We start from the raw sequence: 21349 nt of genomic DNA on the forward strand, positions 1-21349 counted from the left end.
TTCCTCCAATTAGTTATTTAGTTAGATCGAAAAACGCATCAAATGTTTTATTATGTGGCACCAGTAATTCATCATTAAAATCTTTCTCAAAGAATGTCTCAGCAAATAATACATGCAATGGTTCTTTTGATAGAATCTTTTCACCATAGTCACTCGAAAAAGGGGAGTCAAAAAAATAGGAATGAGCTGCTTCCAATTCAGACAAACAACTCATATCTCTAATTTGAGTGGATCCCATACAAACTGAGCCGTAATTATCTACGTGTGAATATGGAAAATGAAAGACTTTTGTATCTTTCTTGATCGGGCCATTATCTTTTACCGCTACAATCCGTTTCAGTTTAATTTCGTAACTCTTAGAACCAGCATTAGCTTTCTCTACTATGAGGTACTCAAGAATCAATTTAGGAAAGCCTACTTTGTAATAATTTCCTAGATAATTGATGATCCATTGTTTTTTAGGAACCACACAATATAGTTTCAGAGAAAGTCCAATATGAACATATCTTATACAATTCGCCGGTAAGTGTATGCTTTGAGTCATAGAAGCATCTACAGATTTAGATATGGTGTTGACGAATTGCGATAAGGTCATTTGATAATATTCATCACTCAATCCAGTTGTCTGTTTTATATCAATTGTATCCTCAAAATTAATTAGCTTATCGAAATCCATTTTCACTTCTAATTGCATCATTTATTCCTCCTGGGATGTAGTTAAAACTTTTGCTCTACTGCGAAATTCCAACAATTCCTCCAATAGTGGGTAAAGGTCGGATCCATAGTACACGTCTATTAATAAGCCAGAATTATCATCAAGAGGAGCAATATCCACATCGAATTCAGCATCTGTTTCTTTAATAGTTTCTAATAGTTCATCCATAAAAAGAACTGAATCAGCAGACTTTAATACGTCCGAAAACTCAGTGTCTAGAAGGACCGCTCTAATCTCGCCCTCATCTTTATTTGGTAAAGGAAACTCTGGATCATCATTAAAGTGACATTCAAAAAGTGATTTTAAAGCCATAGAAAATATTTCGGTCACTTCAGGAAGTCCATGATGAACACTTGTCATAAATGTGCGGACGTGAGAAATGTCCTTTCCGTTATCATGTAAAATCTTAAGCATTGAAAGGCAATCCAAGCTGATTTGATATGATTGGTAATCATAAACATCCATTTCTGTTATTGGCATTATAATAACCCTCTCTTTAGATAAACTCATCTCCGCAATCTATTTTCCGAAGCTTATTTTTTGAATGTACTAATTCATTTGGTATATCCAGCAATAAATCAAGCTTCACCAATGCATTAGAAGGATCGCATATAAATGACTCTCCACCTTCGTCCCAGGAATAAGGAAGGCTAGCTATTACATCTTTAGCTTCTTCAATATCCTGGAGTGTGAAAGCATCAAAATCTATAGAAGAAGGTTTATCGTGATACCATAAATGTTTGAGGACCTTACCAACATTGGATATAGTCTTCTTACTGGTTACTTCTTCTAACGGATTTATCTTGTATTGTTCCAATTCAATTAAGAATTTCTCTTTAATGAATTTCATATCATCACCCTAAAAAGAGAAGAAGCTCAAGCCTCTTCTCGTAATTTTCATTTAGACTGTTCGGACTGGAAGGATTAAGTGGACTTCCTCTAAGTCTGCATCGCCTGTTGGTCCCATTAAGAATGGTCGCATACCCCCATTGAAACTAACCTCAACTACGTCACTATCAAGAGACTTTAACGCATCCAGAGCATATTTACAGTTGAATGAAACTGTAAAGTCATCTTCTCCTTCCAGGTTTTCATAGGGAATTTCAATGGTTCCTTTTCCTTTTTGATTATTGGCTGTCGAAAACGTAGCGACGCCATTAACATTCAGTTTTACCACTCCTGTATCTTTAGAAGTATCTGATTGGGACGCTATATCCTTCAATGTATCGATTGCATCAAACAATGCTTCTCTGTTAATTGTCATGACTGAACTATTTGTTGAAGGAATCAGTCGATTACAATCAGGATAGGTACCTTCTAATAAGCGAGAGAGGAAAGTAGTACTATTATTTTTTATAAGAATGTGTAGATCATTCTCAATGAACATCTCAACATCCTGTCCGAAATCGAATACCTTTGTCATAGTATCAAATGCTTTAGCTGGTACTACAATCTTTAATTTTTCCTCAGAGGCTGCGGGCTGAATCACCCTGCCTAGCCTATGAGAGTCTGTGCAAATCATGCTACAGTTCCCTTCTGCCAATTCAAAACAAACACCTGTTAATATAGGACGAGTTTCTGAATTGCTAGCAGCATAAGCAGTTTTCCGAATCAATTGATGGAATGTATGGCCCTCTAACACAAATGATGGCTTACTTAAATCAATGTCAGGAAACTTAGGGTAATCAGTAGCATCTAGACAGGTAAAGTCAAAAGTTTTCTTGCCACTTACAACATTTAAAGAATAGCCATTAAGACTAAAGTTAATGTCTTTATTACATTTCTTTACAATGTCAATAACCGGCTTAGGGATAACAATCTTACCTGGTTCAATTACATCAACTGATACATTGTCTACAGTGATAGTCTGACGAATAGTTTCAGTGCTATTGGACGCAGTTAAAAGGACCTCTTTGTTACTTACTTCAAGTAGCACTCCATTAAGTATGGGTATTGCACTGTTTGAAGCGAGAACCCTTGTTACTTTTTTCAATGCTTCTGTAATGGTCTCTTTATGAATAGTTAATTTCATCTTAATTCCCTCCAATAAAAAAGCATAAGGGGATCCTTAGATCCTTACTTATGCTTTATTCTCCTCTGCTCATGCAGTTTGATTTTTAGCATCTTCTACAATATACGAAATTATATCTGCCTCATGTGCACTTGAATTCAATTTGAAGAATAGACTATAGACCTCTTGAATCTCCTCCTTAAGCACAAGCTGGCAAATACGTATTAAATGGTCGGTGTCAATATTGTGTTGCTTTGCCATTTTAACTACGTTAGCTACGGGAGATAGGGCATTATAGTAATTTCTTAATTCTTCTTCTGTCGCACTTGTAAACTCTTTTCTAAAATTGGTTTCGTAATTATTAGCTCGATTGAATACACCATAACGGATTTTATGGCTTTGTTCATTTTGACCAATACTTAGTGCATTTTCCATTTTAGCTATAGTCTTTAAGGCTCCCTTAAAGTCAAAACTAGCGTGGTTTGTTTTTAATCCTTGTTCAGACTGTTGAAAATGCTTATTTTTGTTAGACCCGGGAAGTGCCTTTGATGGTAATGTAGGGACTTTACAGTAACCTGTAATCCATTGGTTGTTTTTTGCTTTAGCATTAACATATATGTCTGTTGAGTTGCATGACCTTTGTTCCACAGATACCCATTGAGCATCCAATTCATAGAGGTAGCGGCCAATCCCCCATTGTGAAGCAGCTCTCTTCATGGAGTTAGATAAACCTCCTTTTGTTGCTTCAATGTTAGTCTTATCCGCACCATCCCATTTAGTCACTTTACGATCACCTATAAAAGCAGTAATACCACAGATGATCCCATCGTGAAGCTCTTTATACTCGTTTTGCCAACCGCAAATACCAAATACTTCATCCAATCGATCCTGAATTGCTCGGTTTTGTACATACGCTACGAGCATTGCTTTATTCCCATTTTTGTTACTGACATTGTTTACTCTCCACTCTACATTCTTTGGATCAAATGGAGCCTTAAGTCTTTCTGCAATTTCGTTTATACAATCTTTTTCTTCTGCCATGTCAAAGCACTCCCATAGTTTAATTTACTCACTACGTTTTGCGGAAACGCAAAAAAGCCTTTGGGCAGTTTGATAGGTAAAAGAGTTCTTTTACTTACAAACAGCCCAAAGGCTTTACATTTTTTGAATAACCGCTGGCCACAAAGGTGGTCGCATAAAAGCTTAACGAAAGTGAATATACCGTAAGTATATCTGATATCTTTTCCATGAACAATCCTAAAATGCCTACTTTTAGAAAAATCGAATAATGCAGTAGGTATATTCATGTGCTATAATCAAAATGAATTTGCATATACCATAACAATATACTGTAAAGCAATCACATGCTCATACTTCCTTTAGGGGAAGTATGAGCATTTTTATTTTCATGAAGAATTAAAGGAGAGAATAAGAAGATGGCGGAATTAGTTCGTATTACCACTTTAGGCAAGATTGAGACAGAAAATGACGTGGAGCGTCTTATCATTTTGAGGAAACGATTAGGCATGACACAATACCAATTTGCTCGGGCTCTTGGCATCAGTACAAGCTATTTAGGGGCAGTGGAGAATTATCATCTACCCTTCAGTGGCCGCTTGAAAAAGAAAGTAAATGCGTATCTTGAAACGGAGAAGAGGGAAAATGATAAGAGTACTGATCTTTTTAAGTGAAAATACTCAAAGCAGACAGAAACTAGAGCAAAAATTCATTTCTAAATTTAATGAGGCTATGGAAGACGCTTCATATATCGTCGTGGAAAATATTGAGGATTTTAAAAGGGAAGTACAGAACGGTTTCACATTTGTATTTATTGATTCTGTCCATTTACTTAATACACTAGGCAACGTTCCGACAAATGTATTGCTCTTAGGCAGTGAAAAAATTGATGAGTTAGAATATCCAAATCAAACAATTAGCATTTTCCCTGGAATCACTCAACTTCTTAATTGGTTACCTGCAGCCAAGCTTTCTAAAAAAATCCGATTAGATTTCAAAGGAGCGATAGTGGAAAATGATTCTTTCCTTAAAGGACAGATTACAGTTCCTGGGTCTGAAAATACAGGGATTGAAGAAAACAAATCCACTGAAATAAAAGATGAGCAAGACCCCAGTGCAATTGCGAAGTCAATTGATAAGGGGAATGAAAAAGCGTCTAAAGACAAAGGGGAAAATATTGCTACTATAGATGATCATCAATCTTCTAATTACGATTATTTAAAGAAGGCAAGATCACTCATTAAGCAAACGTATAAGCAACCTCAGCATGATGGAAATAAGACAATAGGGGTTTGGTCACCTCTTTATCGCATAGGCGTTACAACATTTGTAATTAATTTTGGATTGTTTTTAGGTATGCACAAAATAGAGACAGCGGTTCTTGAAGGTTTAAATAACCGATATCACCTTAAAAATTACTTGATGAAAATGAGTGGATTACCTACAGAATGGAAGTCATACGCAAGCCTCTTACACAATGATCAAGCGACTAATTTGAATTTTGCTATCCCTTTTCACAATGTCTATTGGCTACCCATTGATTCGAAGGATCTCAATTACGGTTGGAATTCTGATTCCTTAAGTGCTTATGTGGATGGAGTAAAGTATTATGATACGCTCCTGGTCGATCTACCTACTGGAGAACTAGAAGACTATACTATACAAACACTTGATCACTTGGACGAAATTTGGATAGTAGTGGATAACAATCTTCAACAAGTACTGGCTTGGAAAGAATATATCCAGAAGGTACTGTGTAAGAGAAAAATTAATGTATATCTAATCTTCAATAAGAAGTTGAACTTCAGTCAGATTGACCGTACTGCTCAAGAGATGGAAATACCAATCCTAGCCACATTACCTGCATTATATGAAGAGGTAGATAAGAATAATTTTGAATGTAATCCTCTAATCGATCATGAAGATGTTTATGAAAAATTGATTGAACCGTTCACCTTATTAGGGAAGCATATTATGGGGCAAAGCTTTGAAGGGAAAGGATATATACCACCTAGAAACCGCTGGATCCGTAAATTTAAATCTATCCTTCCTGCATTGAAAGGCTAATTGATTAATGATATATTTTGAGTATTAACATTTTTCTTAGCTTTTTTGCAACCTTCATTAGGTTAGCCGGATTAATCAAACATATGCGGTCTTTGGATCGGTAGAGCAAGGGATATGAATTCCTATGTCTATCATTCAAAGGCCGCTTTTTGTGTTTAAAAAGGGGGTGGAATTCGTGAAAAAAGGGAGCAAGCTGAAAGTAATAAAGAAAGTATTAATGGGGGGAAAGGTTATGTGCGAATTGGTGTACATACCTACAATCAAATGGTCAAAAGAGGATATTCACGTGGAGATTTGGTTTCATGTATCATGAGCGGAAAAATACACGAGGTTCAAATGGGGTTTAATCGAAGGATAAACCAAGTGGCAAGGACCTATGTTCTAACAGGCATAGATACTTCTCAAAACCCAATCGTAGTTGTTCTTTCTGAAGAGGGTGAGAATCACTTTTCAGTGGTAACGGTGATGCCACCCACAGACCAGTCCAGATTTATCGATTGTATTGTCTAAAAACAGAGAGGATGGATTTTATGAGCAAAACGCGAAATACGTTAAGAGCTACAAGTATTAAAGGTTGGTTTGAAATGACCAGGGAAACGTGTCCCATATGTTCTCATACAGGGGGTTGTATGATCAACACGAATGGAGATGCAGTAGCCTGTATCAGAATTGAGAGTGAAAAACCATTCTCAAAGAACTCTGCTTGTCCTTCATGGTTACATTGGCTGAAGAGAAACGAAAAAAAGCAAATTACGACTGAAAACATTCAGCAAGAGAATAGTGAAAAAAAACTATCATCTGATTCATTGGATACTATATACCGAAGTCTTTTAGTTAATACGGAATTGAGTAATGATCACTATAATCATCTTTCAGGTAAAGATAGGGGACTAAGTGATGAGCAAATACGAATTAGAGAATATAAGTCTTTCCCTGAGAAACCTTGGAATTGTGCAAGGCTAATTGAAAAATCAATAGGTCTAAAGGATTTCACAGGGGTCCCAGGATTTTATTTAGCAAAAGGGAGAAATGGTGGTTCTTATTGGAATGTATCAGGGCCAAAGGGCATTCTTATTCCTTTTAGGAACAATAAAAATGAAATAGAGGGATTTCAAATAAGGATTGATAACCCACCAAATGAAATAAAACTGAAAAAGAGAGATGAATTACTGCACGCAGAAGTAAAAAGGCAGCCAAATATTGTTCAAGTATCGTATGAGGGAGAAATTTTAATGGAGAAGGAGTTTACCCTCGATGAAAATGTAACTATCTATCATGAGAATAATATTATTGGATGGGTGACGTTAACTAAGGGGCAACGTTATTTTTGGTTGTCTTCAGCCAATAAGCCTAAAGGTACGATAAGTGGACTGCCTGCCCCTGTACACGTATCCGTTCCTTCATCAGAGTTAAAGGATTGGTCCGTTGGGGAATTACGAAGAGCAAAAAGTGTTTGGCTAGGAGAAGGACCACTCAAGCAGGATATAGCCATTGATAAAATTGTTCAGGTTTATGATAAGGAGGAACTTTCTGACGTTGGGACCACAATGTTAGGACTGCCTGGAGTAGGGAGCTGGCGTTTAGCAATCCCTATATTAAAAGAAATGGGAGCAGAAAGAGTTAATATTTGCTACGATATGGATTCTGTTTCTAATGTGTATGTTCAGAAGCATTTAAAAGAATGTATTAAGGGTCTCAGAAATGAAGGTCTGCAAGTATATATCTCTTTATGGGATGGAAAGAAGGATGGCAAAGGCATAGACGATCTTTTAATTAATAAAAGTTTCCCGGAGCTGAGAAGATTAGTCTAAATGTGTTTGGTTATTAAGAAGCCAAGAAAAGTAAAATTTTCTTGGCTTTTTTTTTGCCCTAATTTTAGTTATTGTATCTTTTAAAACACTAGATAATGAAATCGTTATATCCTCCTTAAGAATAACAAATACCCATAGAACCTATTTCAAATTATTGTTAAAATAGGGGAGAATTTGAAGGGTGAGGTGTTTTTTTGAAGAGACTTATAAGATTGTTAATTGCTTTTATCATTCTTACATTGCTTTGGTATCTGGGAGATTTAAGTCAAAATTATAAAATTCAAAATGGAGCATCCACAAAAGAAGGAATTCTTATAAAGAGAAATGATCAGTTCTACCTTGTCTCTAACAGAGATATTACAAGTCAAGAAATCGAAGTTCTTTCGATAAAGGAATTAACACAAGAATATTCCTCTGAGATAGTAAAGCTAGATTTGAGTAATGCAATTATTAAAAATGTAAAATCAGGTGATAGAGTAGTAATTTGGTATACAGAAACAGTGGAATCTTACCCAGGGAGAATAATAGTTTTAAAAATTGAAAAAGTGTGAATATTTTACTATTTTAATTATAATATACCAATTTTTCCTCTTATTGTGTTATATTAAACCTAAATATGTCAAAAGGAGGAAAATATGAAAAAATATTACTTCTTTTTGCTTTTAGTTTTGGGTTTGATTCTGATGCCAGTGACTTCCTTAGCAAATGATAAGGAGTCTAAAAATGTTCACCCTAATGATATGGTGAATTCAAAAGGTGAAGTTATTAAGTATGAAGATTACAAGAAATACTTAGAAAATTCATCTACTCTAGAACAGAACACGTCTTTTAATGGTTCAGGAAAAGTTCTTCCTGAAAGAGATCTGCCTGACTTTAAGAAAGATAAGCCTTATAAAAGTGTATCCCCTTTTAATTTTGAAAAATCATATGCACCTAATGTAGTAATTGGTCAAGATGGAAGGAAAGTAGTAACTGATACCTCGGTCAATCCATACAGGCAAATCACTTATATTGAATTGGATTGGGGTGATTCTTGGGGATGGTGTTCAGGTACACTAATAGGAAAGGACACTGTTTTGACAAATGGACACTGTGTGGTTGATCCTAGTAAACAGAAAGGGATAACCAGCGGGTACGTTATTCCAGGATTAAATGAAAATCATTACAGTTACGGTGCCTACCAAGTAGTCGATTATTTTGTGCCAAGCCATTGGATAAATAATGGTTCTAGTACACATGACTATGCGGTACTTAAATTAGCTCCTTATATGGGGCAAAATGCAGGTGACGTTGCTGGTTATAGACCTATTAAGCAAGTAAATAATGTTGTAAATCAATCTATAAAACTATATGGGTACCCACAAGATCGTATTGATTCAACAGGAAGGGTTTCCCAATGGGGAATGTCTGGAAGTATTGGAAGAGAGGACACTGCTTTAGCCTTTTATCAAATAGACACATATAGAGGGCAATCTGGTTCTGCATTATTAAATAGTTCGAACGAGATTATTGGTGTCCATAGAGGTTCTTATGGATTCAGTGATGGTAAAACATACAATGGGGGACCCAAAATGACAAAACCTGTATATGATTTCATAAAAGCCGCCCAAAGATAGCCATTTAACACTCCCTAATAGGGGGTGTTTTTTAATACTATAAAGTCATCTCGAAAATAGTTCTAAAAAAAGATTGATTAATCAGTGGCTTTTATATAAAATTGACCTTGTAGAAAAGAAAAATATTCAAATCATCTAATTTAATAACATAAATGGGAAAAACCCACTAATTATACAAAGGAGAATACTTAGTATTCTCAAAGCTTTGTGTACTTAGTGGGTTTTTTGCGTTTAAAAATCCAAAATATCAATGGAGGTGCAAACAAAGAGAATGAAAAGGATTAAGAAATTATTACTTATCGTAACAATGGCAACTATCGCATTCTTAGGTATAAGTACGTTGGAGAATGTAGTAAATCCACAGGTTGCAGAGGCAAGTGCAGGAAAAGCCTTTAAAGACGGCGCTGGTATTACAAGTTCTAAAGATAGTGCTACAGCAACCAAAGATATTACTAAGGACTTGAACAAGATTGTAATTCTAGTCATCACCATTGCAGGTCTATGGAGTATTTTATGGCTTGTTATTGGAGGCATGATGCTGCAAGGATCTTCCGGTAACCCTCAGAAACGGTCTGGTGCTATTGGTTGCTTGGTCTGTACCGGTGTTGGAATTGTAATTATCGTAAAAGCCTATGATATCGCCGGTTACATGGCAGGACTAGGAACATAACCATATGCAAACCTTATATCCCCTCTTTCCTTATGAGAGAGGGGCCCTTTTTTATCTGGGATAGGAGGAACTCTAAAAAATGAGAAAAGAAATTGTACCAATAGATATGGCAAGTGAACAAAAAGAATTTATGGGGTTAGTTAGTAAACGACAAGTGCTCTACCTTCTGTTAGGTGGTTATGCCATATACAGTTATGCCCCTAAAGTCTTTCCTTTGGTCGGAAACTGGATGGTGGGCGTCATCCTTACGATTGTCTCTATTCTTCCGACAGCGGTCATAATAGGCATGCTTGCTTTTTACAAAATTGAAAAATATCACATGTACTTAGATAGATATCTATTAACAAAATTACAGTATAAGCACCAATTGGGGAATTGGAGCAAATACAAAAAAAATCTGATTGAAAAGGATGATATGTATTAATGGGCATTTTCATAATACTAGCTGCTGGATTAGGGTTATGGGTTTTTTATCGGGTCATGATTAAAGAGCCCATTTTTCCTTGGATGGAAAAGAAAAACAATGGCCCAACTCCTTACAAAGCTAAAAGTGGGAAAAAGAAGGGTCTTGAGTATGAAGAGGAAGAAGAGCCTGAGCCTTTCCAAGAACTTTTTTCAGACATTCGTGAAATCAGTAATCATATGATTCGCTTCAATAACAACAAATTTGTAATGGTTTTTGAAGTAGATCCATGCAATTACTTCCTACTTAGTCAAGATGAGCAGGAACAAATAGATATCTCATTTGAAACCTGGCTATCTCAAATAAGTTACAACGTTCAATTCTATCTTCAGTCTCGCTATGTCGATCTTAGTGAACCTATTGAAAACATGAAGAAGTCAATGGAAGAAGATGAGGGTCTAAATGAACATGCTTACGAGTATGGTAAGTCCCTTGTCAATAACCTATTGGATTGGCAACGTTCTACGCCTCGTTACGAAACGAAAATGTTCCTTACAACCTCCATGATTATAAACGAAAAAGACATTAGAGCTGAGGATGCAGAGGAGCTTGAAGAAAAATTAGTAGATAAGGCATTCGCTGAACTGTACAGAAGGTTCGGTACTGCAAAGAATGCTTTAAGGAAAGCGGACATGGACGTACAGTTGCTCACTAGTGATGGAATAGCACAAACACTTTACTACGCATTTAACCGGAGGAAAGCTGTTACGAACAAGTTTAAGGACCTGGGTCTAAAAGAAATGCTTGCGCTTTATTGCACCGCTGATCAAAGCCAGAATCGAATTGAAGCAGTAAAGGAGAGAATTGACAATGAGCAAAAAGACAAAGAAAAAGTCGTTCAAGAAGAATCGCAAGCAAGTTGATGAAGAGGTTGAAGCATTAAATATACCAACGCAAGAAGAAGTAAAGCCTGACCTATGGGACATTATCTCTCCTGATGGAGTTTCAATCCAGAAAGAATTTTATGATCATGGAATTATTAAGCAGGCTCTTGGATCAAAAACTTATTTTCGCCCATTTTATATACCTCGTGAGGGATACCCGAGGAAGATGCAGACCAATTGGTTAAATTCACTTACTTCGAGCGGAGAAGTGGACGTTTTAATTGATGTAAACAAAATTAAAAAAAATGAAGCTTTAACCATGCTGCAGAAACAAATCACCATGCTAAAGTCCAATTTATCTTTCCAGCGCAAAAGAGGAAACATTGATCAAGAGCATGAACTTCAAACGAAGATTATGGACACTGAGCAATTAATGGGGGAAACCCAGTTTTCGGAGAATGATAGTTACCTAGTGGGGGTTCTTGGAAACCTCTATGCGCAAAGCGAGAAAGAATTAGATAAGTACAGTGAATATGTTGAAGATGAAATGTCCGGCCAGTTCTTCAAAGTAGCTTCTACGTGGAGTCGAGTAAAAAAAGGGTTCCGCTCGGTGTTACCTATAGGTGTAAATGAGATCCCAGACTCATACCGGAATATTGATCGGCGCGCCTTGAGTACATATTCGCCGTTTATAAGTGGGAGCGGTAAATTCAATGGTGGAATTCCGATTGGAAACAATAAAATCACTGGTCAGAAAGAATTTTATAATGCTTTTGGAACTGATGAATTCCGTCCAGATAATTATAATGCTGCAGTATTCGGTACATCAGGATCTGGGAAGTCATTGTTACTTAAGCTCATGATTGCTCGAGAAATGATTGGGATGGGTATGCATCAAGCGATTATAGATGTTGAAAATGAATTCTCAAAACTGACAAAGCGACTTGGCGGGCTCAACCTGGACATCTCAGAAGAATCATTAATCGTCATTAACCCTTTGGCTATAAATTTTTCGGATATCCCTCTCGATGATGATGATGAGGAATTAGAGACCTTAGAAGAGCATGATGACAAAATCATTGTTGAAAAAGAGGATGGCAAGAAATATATCCGTTTTATTGCTATTCGTGAAAAAGTAGGAGAAATCATTGAGTTTTTCGATATTGTTTCCAGAGGGAAGAACCTGGAAGGAGAAGGGCTTAACGTCTTTGAAAAAAACTACATCGAAGAAGCTATGTACAACATTCTTGAAAGGATGGGGATTACTTCACATCCAGACTCTCTTTTCGAATACAAACCTAAAGAAGTAGACGGTCAAATTATCCAAAGTAGGTCAAGGAAAAGTGAGCCGACTATCACCGATATTTATAATTATCTCATTGGAAAATATGTAAATGAGCCAAAGGCTGAAAGAATCATTGCGGTAATAAAACCATACCTTAGGACCGGATCTAAACCGATTTTTGATGGACAAACCTTTCTAGGGCGGGGAGTAACCACTGAACTTCATAAGGCACGACTAATTAACTTCAATATATCCAAGATGGAGCAAGGTGGTCTAAGAGAAATCGCCTACCACGTAATTTTGACTTTCTTGTGGGAGCACTTCATTAAGAATATTGAAAACGCGAATAAGAAGAAAATTGTTTATGCAGATGAAGCTTGGCAACTGGTGGATTACGAAGCAACAGTAGATTTCCTTGAAAGGATGGCCAGGCGTAGTCGAAAAAGAAACGCGGGACTACGGATAGCTAGTCAGGATTTCGTTCGGATCCTAGAAAGTAGGAAAGCTCGTGGTATCTTGCAAAACACGTACACCTTCATATTCTTAAAGCAGAACAAAATTGACTTGAAAAGTATTAAAGACAACTTTGATTTGTCTGAAGGTGAGCTAGGAATTCTCTTTAAAAACCCAGATAAGGGTGAAGGGATACTTCGCCATGGTAAATCCTCTGTTTGGTTAAGAACGGATCCATCAGACGATGAGCTCGTATTTGTAGAATCGAACTCCGCTGTCTTAGATGAATTGATGCGAAAGAAAAAAATGCAGCAACATTAAGGGGGTGATGATTAAGTGAAAGATAAAATCGTCGACATAATTACCTTTCTCTTTGGGGATTTATGGGACATGCTCATTAAACCGTTTGCAGAATTAAAAACACTTAAGTCGTGGGTATTTGGAAAAGATGCCGCTAACGGTAGCGAATTAATTTTTGGAACATTTACAGAAGACAATATCAATAATGTATTCTCCCCTGGATATATAACCATGATGACCGTTGCGGGAACGTTATTTGTATTAGCAGTGGTTATCCAGGGTATGCGAATACAGTCCGCGGCGTTAAATCCTAATTCAAGAAGCCTTTTAATTGAATTCATAAAAGACTTAATGATTGTAGGTGTGCTGCTTTTCCAGTTACCAACATTGCTTGGGATCATATTTGAAATCAATCAAAGTTTAGTAAATGTATTTGAAGTTGATTTTGAAATGAAGAAAGTACAAAAATCTTCGGAACTTGATGAATCTAGTTTTATAGGAGATATGGTAATTGGACTAGTATTGTTAGGTCTAACCATATGGGCTAATTTCTACTATGCTATGAGGAAGTTTACTCTAATAATTCTGATGATTGTATCCCCCTTAATGGTTGTGTTCTTCCTATTTCCAAAATTCAAGGGAATAACACAAGGATGGCTGAAAGAATTAATTGGGACAGTTTTTATTCAAGCCATACATGCATTTGTTTATTGGGTACTAGCGTTAATGGCAGCCGGAGAAGATAGTCTAATCTTAACAGTGATTTATTACATGATTTTCATCCCTATAGGTGAAGCCTTAAAGTACTTGTTCGGACTCTCAAACAACATGAGTAGTAATCTCTCAAAAGCAGGGGCAATGATGGGCATAGGTGCTCTTGCTGGGATGGCAGGCGCTGTTAAAGGTGCATTAGGCGATCAATCAGTTTCTGGAGCTCTAAAAGGAATGTATAAAGGGGCTAAAGGTTCAAAATCAGGAAGTGCTGAAGGAGAATCACCTGATGGAAAACCTACACTTGGAGGAAATACTGGTCCTGATACCGGCACTACATCCGTAGCTGAGAAAATGTTGAAAGCAGGGGATATTACAAGCAAATTCGGTAAAGCATCTTTAGGAATCGCTGGATCACTCGTCGGTTCTCCGATGGGTCCGGTTGGTGCTATTGCAGGAGCCTCAGCTGGTGCTTTGGCTGGTGAAGCTGCTGGAAGCTTAGCGGGAAGATCAGGCTTTGCCGTATTAAACGGTGCTGGTGGTGCGATAGCGGAACGCTTTAAAAAAGGAAAGGCTGGTTTTAAGAGTCAAAAAGACAAGAATGACAAATCAGCTGAAGATGAAGTTGTATCTAGAATAGCTGAGGATGAAACAACTCAGTGGGCATCTAAAAATCGAGAAGCCTTTATGAATGATATGAAGGAGAAATTCCCAGACGCACATAAAGATGAGCTAGAAAAGAAATGGTCTAATCGTGTAGGACAAGAAAAGGAAGCTAATTTAAATAAAGCAAGAGCTTCATTTAATGAACTAAAGCCTTTAGTTTCATCAGACGATGCAGTTAAGAAAGCCAGTGGAAATGCAGTTCAAGCATGGGCTGACCAGAATAAAGAAGACTTCATGAAGCAATATGAGAAAGAGAATCCTCCAAGTCGCCCATTGGATCAAATGAATGAATTTGAAAAGAAGCACTATAACAAACAAAAAAATGCAGCATGGAAGGATAAAGTATCGGACAAAAAGAACGAATACCAGCGTATGGCACAACAGGTAGCTAACAATGCTGCTGGTGTAGGAGTTGATAGTAAAGCTGTAAAAAAAGAAGTAGATGGAATGACCTCACAATGGGCAAATGACAACGAAGCTAATTTTAAAAAGCAGTATGAGAAAGAAAACCCGCCTAGTAAAGATTTCACTCAGATGTCGGCTCAGGAAAAGGAACAGTACAATAATAATCGCAATAATGCTTGGGCGAATAAAGTGGATCAAAAAAGAGCGGATTTTACGAATCAAGTTCAAGGCAATCATGTAAGTTCGGATCGAAAAGGGAATTATGGTATAAATGGGGATTCTTTCGCCAAAAATTTTGCTAGTAAGATAGAATCAATGGAAAAAGCAGAGGTTAGAGCGAAGAATCCTAATGCTTCTAAGGACGAGCTTGAACTTGAGTTCAAGAAAGTAGATAACAAGTCCAAAGCTATTGTTGAATCAATCAGTAAGGCTACAAATACTGCTGATAAGTTTGCTATTAACAATGGGAGAGTAAATACAGGTGGTATTGCTCAATTTATCGCAAAGCAGAACACTGATGCCCAAAGGAAGGAATTCCTTAATACAGCAAGCTTAAATAATGTTCCTGAGCAAGAGGCTCTGAAGCAATGGAAAGAAAGAGCACCTCAAGTGAGTGCGAGCAACCTGGAAAGAGCTCAGGCAACGATGAGTAAACCTCTTGCCTCACAAAATAATTTAGTTAAAGGCATGAAGATTGTAGGTGCTACTGTAGGTTCTGCTACAGGATTGGCCTCAGTAGTCAGTTCCGCAAAGACTATCGGGACTAATGTTGCTACAGGTGCTGCAACCGGCTGGACGGAAGCTGTGGACCTAAATAGCACTACCGCAATCGCTACCGTAGGAGCAAAATCATTAGGTTCTATAAAAGGAGCAGGTAGTGGTTTAGCCTCTGGAATACAGCAATTCAAAAACGAAACAAAGGCTCCACCTATTGAAGCACAAAAAGCGTTTACTGATAAGGCGGGATACGCTAGTGGTGTTGTGTTTGGTAAAAAAGGATATACGGTTGGATCTCAACTTGCTGCGAAATACAATCCCCACAACGAAAAAGTGAATAACTTGATCAGCGAACCAGGTGAGGTTATGCAAATGGCCCATAAGGTGGTAGACGACAATGGTACTGAACAAATAGCAAAAGGTGCGGTCCGCATGGTTACTACTGCTGATGAATCATTTATTCAGGTTAGAACTCGTACAGGAGAGGTTCAGCAAGTCTCCCGGACAGCAAAAGGAGATAGTGGGCTAAAAAAAGGAGAAATTGTATATCAAGATCTTAACGTACAAGATGGAGCATTTGTTCCAAACGTAATTAAAGGTACAAACACCAGCGCTTATAAAATGGACTCAACAGGGGCAAAAATGCCATTCAATAGAAGTATCAATATAGCTCCAAGTAGCTTATTATCAAATCATTCGCCAAGTGGTATTCATAATAACACTGTGTCACAACCATTTAATCAATCAGTAGATAATGGCCAGTTTAATCTGGGTGATTTAAGAAATCATCAATTGACTGATCAGATTGAATTGGTAACAACTAGAGAGCAGTCATATCTTCAAGCAAGTGGTGCAGATGGGCAAAAGTATCGTGTTAGTAAGATTTCGACTGGAGATCCAAGACTCAATCAACAAATTACGCAGCCTATTACTGTGAGAAACCATAAGTTGGTTAAAGAAGATATTATCCTAGAGGATTCCCAAGTCTTCGGTATGGAGGAAGGAAAGTACACGTCAAGCGTAGACCCTAATGATCTACTGCCACCTATCCCTAATAACCGCTATGCAAATAGGCTAGATGGGGAACGAGGAAGGTATAAAGGGGTGTCGATTTAAATGATACCCGAACGTCAACAGGAACAGAAAAACCCCGCTGTTGAGATAGCTAAAAATGTAGGAAAAGATAAGCTGAAAAAAGCTGGAAAAAAGGTCGCAAAGAAGGCAATAAAAAAAGGAGCAGTGCTTGCAAAAAAAGCAATATCAATTGCTTTAAAAGCGCTTTTAAAAGTTATTGTAAGTATCCTGGGTTACATTGGAGTACCCGGGATACTAATAATAGCTGGAATTGTAGTTGTTGTGATAATAGTATTCCTCTCTTTTAGCTTCTTTTTTGGAACCGGTTCTGATTTGGACAATGATGATCAGGAATTATACGAGTATATGGTTAGCGAATTAGATAAAACGATTGATACCTCATTACCAGAACAGAAAAAGTATAGGGTCCCAGAAGAATTGCTTGCTGCAGTAATTCAATCTGACATCATTACAGAGGATTATAAAGGCAAGGAAAAAGATCTAATTAAAGAAATGGCACAGGCACTAAAACCCACATTTGAATACGAAGACTTCAATGAATATAAGGAAACATACACAAAGACATGTGAAGACGGGAAATGCAAAAGTACTAAGGTGAAGAAGAAAGATAACTGGAATAAAAAAATAACGTTTGTGAACGCCTGGAATGGTAGTGCAACGTACACCTATTCTGAAGATCTATCTGACTGGACTTATAAAAAGTCTGAAAGGATAGAAGTCAGAACAAGAAAAGAAAAAGTTGAGACCGTTAATGATGAAGGAGTTAAAGTTGTTAAGTATGTAGACGAAGATTACGATGTGAAAATTGAAACATACAAATATTCACGAAATATGAAGGTGAATAGGAAGGATTCAAACGTTACACAAGACTATGCCGCATTTGATAGCATTCTTAACCAATATGGGTTTGGAATGAATGATAAAAAGATGGTTGAAGCAATGTATGAATTTACTACAGATAAAAAACTCGGATATATTGACTGGTTAGAAGGGAATGGTGGTGCTAATTTTGGGTTTGGGGGAGGCTTTACCGGAAACGTCACTCCTGGGGACAATGTTCCAGCAAAGTACATGGAATATTACCGTAATGCAGAAAAAAAATATGGCGTTGATTGGTATGTATTAGCCGCTTTGCACTTTGTTGAAACATCGTTTTCAGATTCACAGGACTCAAGCAATGTAAGTACAGTCGGGGCTATCGGTCCGTTCCAATTCATGCCCCTTACCTGGTTAGGATGGTCTGCATCTAATGACTACGGAGGCACTAGTTTAGGAAATGCTTCAATTCCCGTAAGTGTAATATCTAGTCCATCCAGTATTAAGAAGTATGGAGGTTACGGAGTAGACGGTGATGGAGATGGGAAGGCAGATCCTTGGTCTGTAGCTGATGCTTCCATGTCAGCAGCCAATTATTTGGTGGCGAGTGGATACCATTCGGATAAGCGGAAGGCTCTGTACTCATATAACCACGCTCAATGGTATGTCGATAAGGTATTGAGCTATGCTGATCAATTCCACAAGGCGGCTACTTACACACCAGAAAATGGAATGCCACCGCCCACAAAAGGTGAAGTTATGGCACCGGCTACTGGGCAAATTACTACAAACTTTGGATGGGATACTCTTAATGGGCAAAGAAGGATCCATTACGGAATGGACATAGGGAAAGGTGGGCGCTCATCAGTACCCATCGTAGCTTTTGCAGATGGATCCGTTAAAAATTCATATTTCTCTTCAACATACGGGAATGTAGTGATTATTTCTCACAATATCGGAGGGCAAAAAATAGAGTCGTTATATGCTCATATGGAAAACAGAAACGTATCAACTGGGCAAAAAGTAAAAAAAGGGACTCTTCTGGGTTATATGGGTAATACGGGGTATTCGTATGGGGCTCACTTACATTTTGAACTTCATAAAGGTTCCTGGAACGCTCAGAAATCTAACGCCTTCGATCCTTTAACGATGGTTAAGATTCCAGCATCTTAATTTAAAATGGGGTGTCTTGTTTGTCACAACGTTTTCAAATACTCATTACTTTTGGAGTTATATTAATTCTAATTGGGTGTTTTGTAAGCACTAAATATTTGGAGTTTGGTACTAAAAAGGTCACGTTGGACATCGGGTATTCGGAAATTGAGTTAAACAAGGAAAAAGAGAGACAACAAGCCTTGATCAATGCCTCTACCTTAATGCAAGATGATGTTTCTGACGAGACCATTTATTCTGATAGTGAAGCCACAGAAAATACAAAGGACGAGGCTATTAGTAAGTTTATTGCAAGCGCCAAATCTGAGGATATTGAAGGGTTTATGCAATCCTTTGATCCTCAGTCTTTAAATACTAGTTTATTAGAAGAAGAGAATGAAAATAATTTGGAGGTAATTGCGCAATTCATAAAAGAAATATCGAGAGACGGTATTAAGGAAGTGCAAGTAATTGAGAAGAAAAAAGAGCAACAAAAGCGAGAAGTGCTTATTACTTACCAGGGTAATGAGAGAACTAGGATAGTAATTTCTTTCAGCCGATCCTCTTCAGTTCATCATGATCATGAACATGGAGTGGGTGATTATGTTATTGCAACACCACCCACTAAAATTATTGAGGAGATTAAACAGAATCTAAAACCCGCCTCTTAAAGGCGGGTTTATTTTGATAAAACTTTTAATTTGGCCATCTTCCAGGAGCCGAAATTTCTAATATACGTTGTCGCTGCAGGTAATTTGTTTTCTTTTGCATATACATTCCAACTAACCTGGCTCTTAAAGTATTCTAAATTCTGTCGTGCTATTGTAATTAACTCATCATGTGTATATTTCTTTCTAATTGAACTCTTAACTAATTTATTTAGCTCTTCATATGATAAGTAGCTCCTAATGGTTTTGTATGTTGGAAGGGAGTTGCTTTTGGCAAATATATCCCATTCGTTAGGGGACGTATATTTTTCTTTATACTCAAGAAGAACTTGAATTATTTGTTCTTTAGTGTAGGTATTTACCCTTGTTCTACCTGATTCTTTACCTAAAATCTTCCCCACTTCAGACCATTGACCGAAGTGAAGAATGTATGTTGAAGATTTAGGAAGCATTAGCTTTGAAGCAAAAGAGTCCCACTCACGAACTGTGGTAAACTTTTCTTGATAGGTTATGGCAATCTCAATCAATTCCTCTTTTGTATATCTCTTCTTCCTGGATGCACCATATTTCTTCAAGACTTCTTTCCAAGAGTTATTATTTTGAGTTAGCAGCTCATCTGCACTAGGAAGTAGAGGTGACCCGTTCCTGTAGTTGTCCCAAGAGATTGGAGAACTAAGGTGTTCTTTATTTACTCTAATTAGTTCGTCATCAAAATTGTGTTCCATTGAGCTCATTCCTTTTTGCATATCCAATGTTCTTAAAAGAAATTACATCGGCTGTTAAATCTTCCAACCCATACATAAGTTCAAATAAATCCGCGTTTCTAGCATTTAATAAAATTAATTCTTCTTTAAACTCATTAAACATCTCTTTTGGGGCGTATCTCATGCCTAATCTATTAATTTCTCGTTTATAAATGTACTCAGTATTAAAGCATTTTGTAAACAATTGAAACTTCTTATTTTTATTAAGTTCATTAAACAGTTCTCTAATATTTTCATCAGTCTTAAGTACAATCTTATTGAAATAAGAATCGGGTAGGAAAGCCACTTGAATATCGGTGTCCTCAGTGTCTAATTTAAGCTTATTGCAACCTCTTTCAACAAAATTAATTTTAATACATGCAAATCTTCTATTAGATTCACTTGAGCATTTATCTAAATAAATCCCTTTTGATATTTGGTTGGTATTCCTTTCATAATATTCTCCTTTAGCATATAAAGGAGAGGGTAAAAGTATATACATTTGATCTTCTTCGTTTTTGGAATGGTTTTTATGAATAGCAAGGGGATAGTTATTGTCCTCCTTCATAAACAGTCTATTTAACCGTTTTGAGGCATCTTCAACATCTATCTCCTCTGAAGAGTGAATTAAGTACTTTTCAACCTGATTAATACTATATTCTTTTCGTTTCTTACGGTCTAACTTAGTTTCTTTTTTTGCTGAAGTGATTTTATCATTTTGTTTAAAATAATGTGGTTTGAATACCCCTAATAAAATAAAAAATGGAAGTAACGGGATAAGTAATAAAATTAAGGCAGTACCTTGAACAATGCTCTTAATGGAAATGGTCCTTCCTAGTAAGAAACTAACAAACATAATAGGAAGCCCAATCACAGCCATAGTAATAAGTACAAATAAGTACAATATAAAGAAGGCAGCGAGGATTCTTAAAGCCGTTACGCCTCCGTATTCGGATATTAGACCTAAACGATCTGCTATGGTTACAAGTCCTAGAAAGTCCAGTACGGGGTAAATAATGCTGTCCCATTTCCAAGCTCCCAATATGACCAGGATAATTCCTAATACCCCCCATAAACCAGTCTGCTTTCCGCGATCGTAGGACATTTTTGCTTCTATAGCCCACAAGACATCTCGTAGCATTAA

19 protein-coding genes are annotated in these 21349 nt (G+C 37.0%); 12 read left to right on the plus strand and 7 right to left on the minus strand.

What is annotated here, in order from left to right; genetic code table 11:
- Positions 1-13 precede the first annotated feature (13 nt).
- The 5 genes from D5E69_RS23195 to D5E69_RS23215 all read right to left on the minus strand — a co-directional run bounded on the left by D5E69_RS23195 (position 14) and on the right by D5E69_RS23215 (position 3767).
- Positions 14-697: a hypothetical protein gene (locus tag D5E69_RS23195; protein ID WP_159130504.1), complete on the minus strand. Its 684-nt coding sequence runs from the start codon at positions 695-697 to the stop codon at positions 14-16.
- Entirely contained in the window at positions 698-1195 is a 498-nt protein-coding gene (locus D5E69_RS23200) for a hypothetical protein (protein ID WP_159130505.1), read from the minus strand.
- Between the two features lie 16 nt (positions 1196-1211).
- Positions 1212-1565 carry an MBL fold metallo-hydrolase gene (locus D5E69_RS23205; protein ID WP_159130506.1) on the minus strand — a complete coding sequence of 118 codons (354 nt, stop codon included), beginning with the start codon at positions 1563-1565 and terminating at the stop codon, positions 1212-1214.
- A 51-nt stretch (positions 1566-1616) separates the two neighbouring features.
- Positions 1617-2747, minus strand: a complete 1131-nt coding sequence (gene dnaN, locus D5E69_RS23210; RefSeq protein ID WP_159130507.1) for a DNA polymerase III subunit beta — start codon at positions 2745-2747, stop codon at positions 1617-1619.
- A gap of 69 nt (positions 2748-2816) precedes the next feature.
- A complete protein-coding gene (locus tag D5E69_RS23215) occupies positions 2817-3767 on the minus strand; it encodes a Rad52/Rad22 family DNA repair protein (RefSeq protein WP_159130508.1) in 951 nt (316 codons plus the stop codon).
- A gap of 395 nt (positions 3768-4162) precedes the next feature.
- Here D5E69_RS23215 and D5E69_RS23220 point away from each other — a divergent pair, with 395 nt between their 5' ends.
- From D5E69_RS23220 to D5E69_RS23280, 12 genes are all read left to right on the plus strand, one after another.
- Positions 4163-4417, plus strand: coding sequence for a helix-turn-helix domain-containing protein (locus D5E69_RS23220; RefSeq protein ID WP_159130509.1), 255 nt, complete (start codon positions 4163-4165; stop codon positions 4415-4417).
- Positions 4389-5810: a CpaE/TadZ family protein gene (locus D5E69_RS23225; protein ID WP_159130510.1), complete on the plus strand. Its 1422-nt coding sequence runs from the start codon at positions 4389-4391 to the stop codon at positions 5808-5810. Before D5E69_RS23220 ends, D5E69_RS23225 begins: the two co-directional genes overlap by 29 nt.
- Before the next feature lie 629 nt (positions 5811-6439).
- Positions 6440-7621 (plus strand): DUF3854 domain-containing protein, encoded by a 1182-nt coding sequence (locus D5E69_RS23235; protein ID WP_159130511.1) that lies wholly within the window; start codon positions 6440-6442, stop codon positions 7619-7621.
- 194 nt (positions 7622-7815) lie between these two features.
- Entirely contained in the window at positions 7816-8172 is a 357-nt protein-coding gene (locus tag D5E69_RS23240; RefSeq protein WP_159130512.1) for a DUF3221 domain-containing protein, read from the plus strand.
- 84 nt (positions 8173-8256) lie between these two features.
- A complete protein-coding gene (locus D5E69_RS23245; protein WP_159130513.1) occupies positions 8257-9237 on the plus strand; it encodes a trypsin-like serine peptidase in 981 nt (326 codons plus the stop codon).
- A 271-nt stretch (positions 9238-9508) separates the two neighbouring features.
- Positions 9509-9907, plus strand: coding sequence for a hypothetical protein (locus D5E69_RS23250; RefSeq protein WP_159130514.1), 399 nt, complete (start codon positions 9509-9511; stop codon positions 9905-9907).
- A 79-nt stretch (positions 9908-9986) separates the two neighbouring features.
- Positions 9987-10331: a PrgI family protein gene (locus D5E69_RS23255; protein WP_159130515.1), complete on the plus strand. Its 345-nt coding sequence runs from the start codon at positions 9987-9989 to the stop codon at positions 10329-10331.
- On the plus strand, positions 10331-11233 hold the full coding sequence (locus tag D5E69_RS23260; protein WP_159130516.1) for a TraC-like domain-containing protein: 903 nt from the start codon (positions 10331-10333) through the stop codon (positions 11231-11233). Before D5E69_RS23255 ends, D5E69_RS23260 begins: the two co-directional genes overlap by 1 nt.
- Entirely contained in the window at positions 11181-13253 is a 2073-nt protein-coding gene (locus D5E69_RS23265) for a VirB4 family type IV secretion system protein (protein WP_159130517.1), read from the plus strand. The genes D5E69_RS23260 and D5E69_RS23265 overlap by 53 nt, the downstream gene beginning before the upstream one ends.
- A gap of 15 nt (positions 13254-13268) precedes the next feature.
- A complete protein-coding gene (locus tag D5E69_RS23270; RefSeq protein ID WP_159130518.1) occupies positions 13269-16847 on the plus strand; it encodes a hypothetical protein in 3579 nt (1192 codons plus the stop codon).
- On the plus strand, positions 16848-18815 hold the full coding sequence (locus D5E69_RS23275; RefSeq protein ID WP_159130519.1) for a peptidoglycan DD-metalloendopeptidase family protein: 1968 nt from the start codon (positions 16848-16850) through the stop codon (positions 18813-18815). It abuts the gene before it with no gap.
- Positions 18816-18835: 20 nt separating this feature from the next.
- Positions 18836-19465 (plus strand): hypothetical protein, encoded by a 630-nt coding sequence (locus D5E69_RS23280; RefSeq protein ID WP_159130520.1) that lies wholly within the window; start codon positions 18836-18838, stop codon positions 19463-19465.
- Between the two features lie 8 nt (positions 19466-19473).
- On the opposite strand, the gene D5E69_RS23285 is transcribed toward D5E69_RS23280, so the two are convergent.
- Both D5E69_RS23285 and D5E69_RS23290 read right to left on the minus strand, forming a co-directional pair.
- On the minus strand, positions 19474-20187 hold the full coding sequence (locus tag D5E69_RS23285; RefSeq protein WP_159130521.1) for a hypothetical protein: 714 nt from the start codon (positions 20185-20187) through the stop codon (positions 19474-19476).
- A complete protein-coding gene (locus D5E69_RS23290; protein ID WP_159130522.1) occupies positions 20171-21346 on the minus strand; it encodes a hypothetical protein in 1176 nt (391 codons plus the stop codon). Before D5E69_RS23290 ends, D5E69_RS23285 begins: the two co-directional genes overlap by 17 nt.
- Positions 21347-21349 lie beyond the last annotated feature (3 nt).

Source organism: Rossellomorea marisflavi (assembly GCF_009806575.1).
GTDB lineage: Bacteria > Bacillota > Bacilli > Bacillales > Bacillaceae_B > Rossellomorea > Rossellomorea marisflavi_A.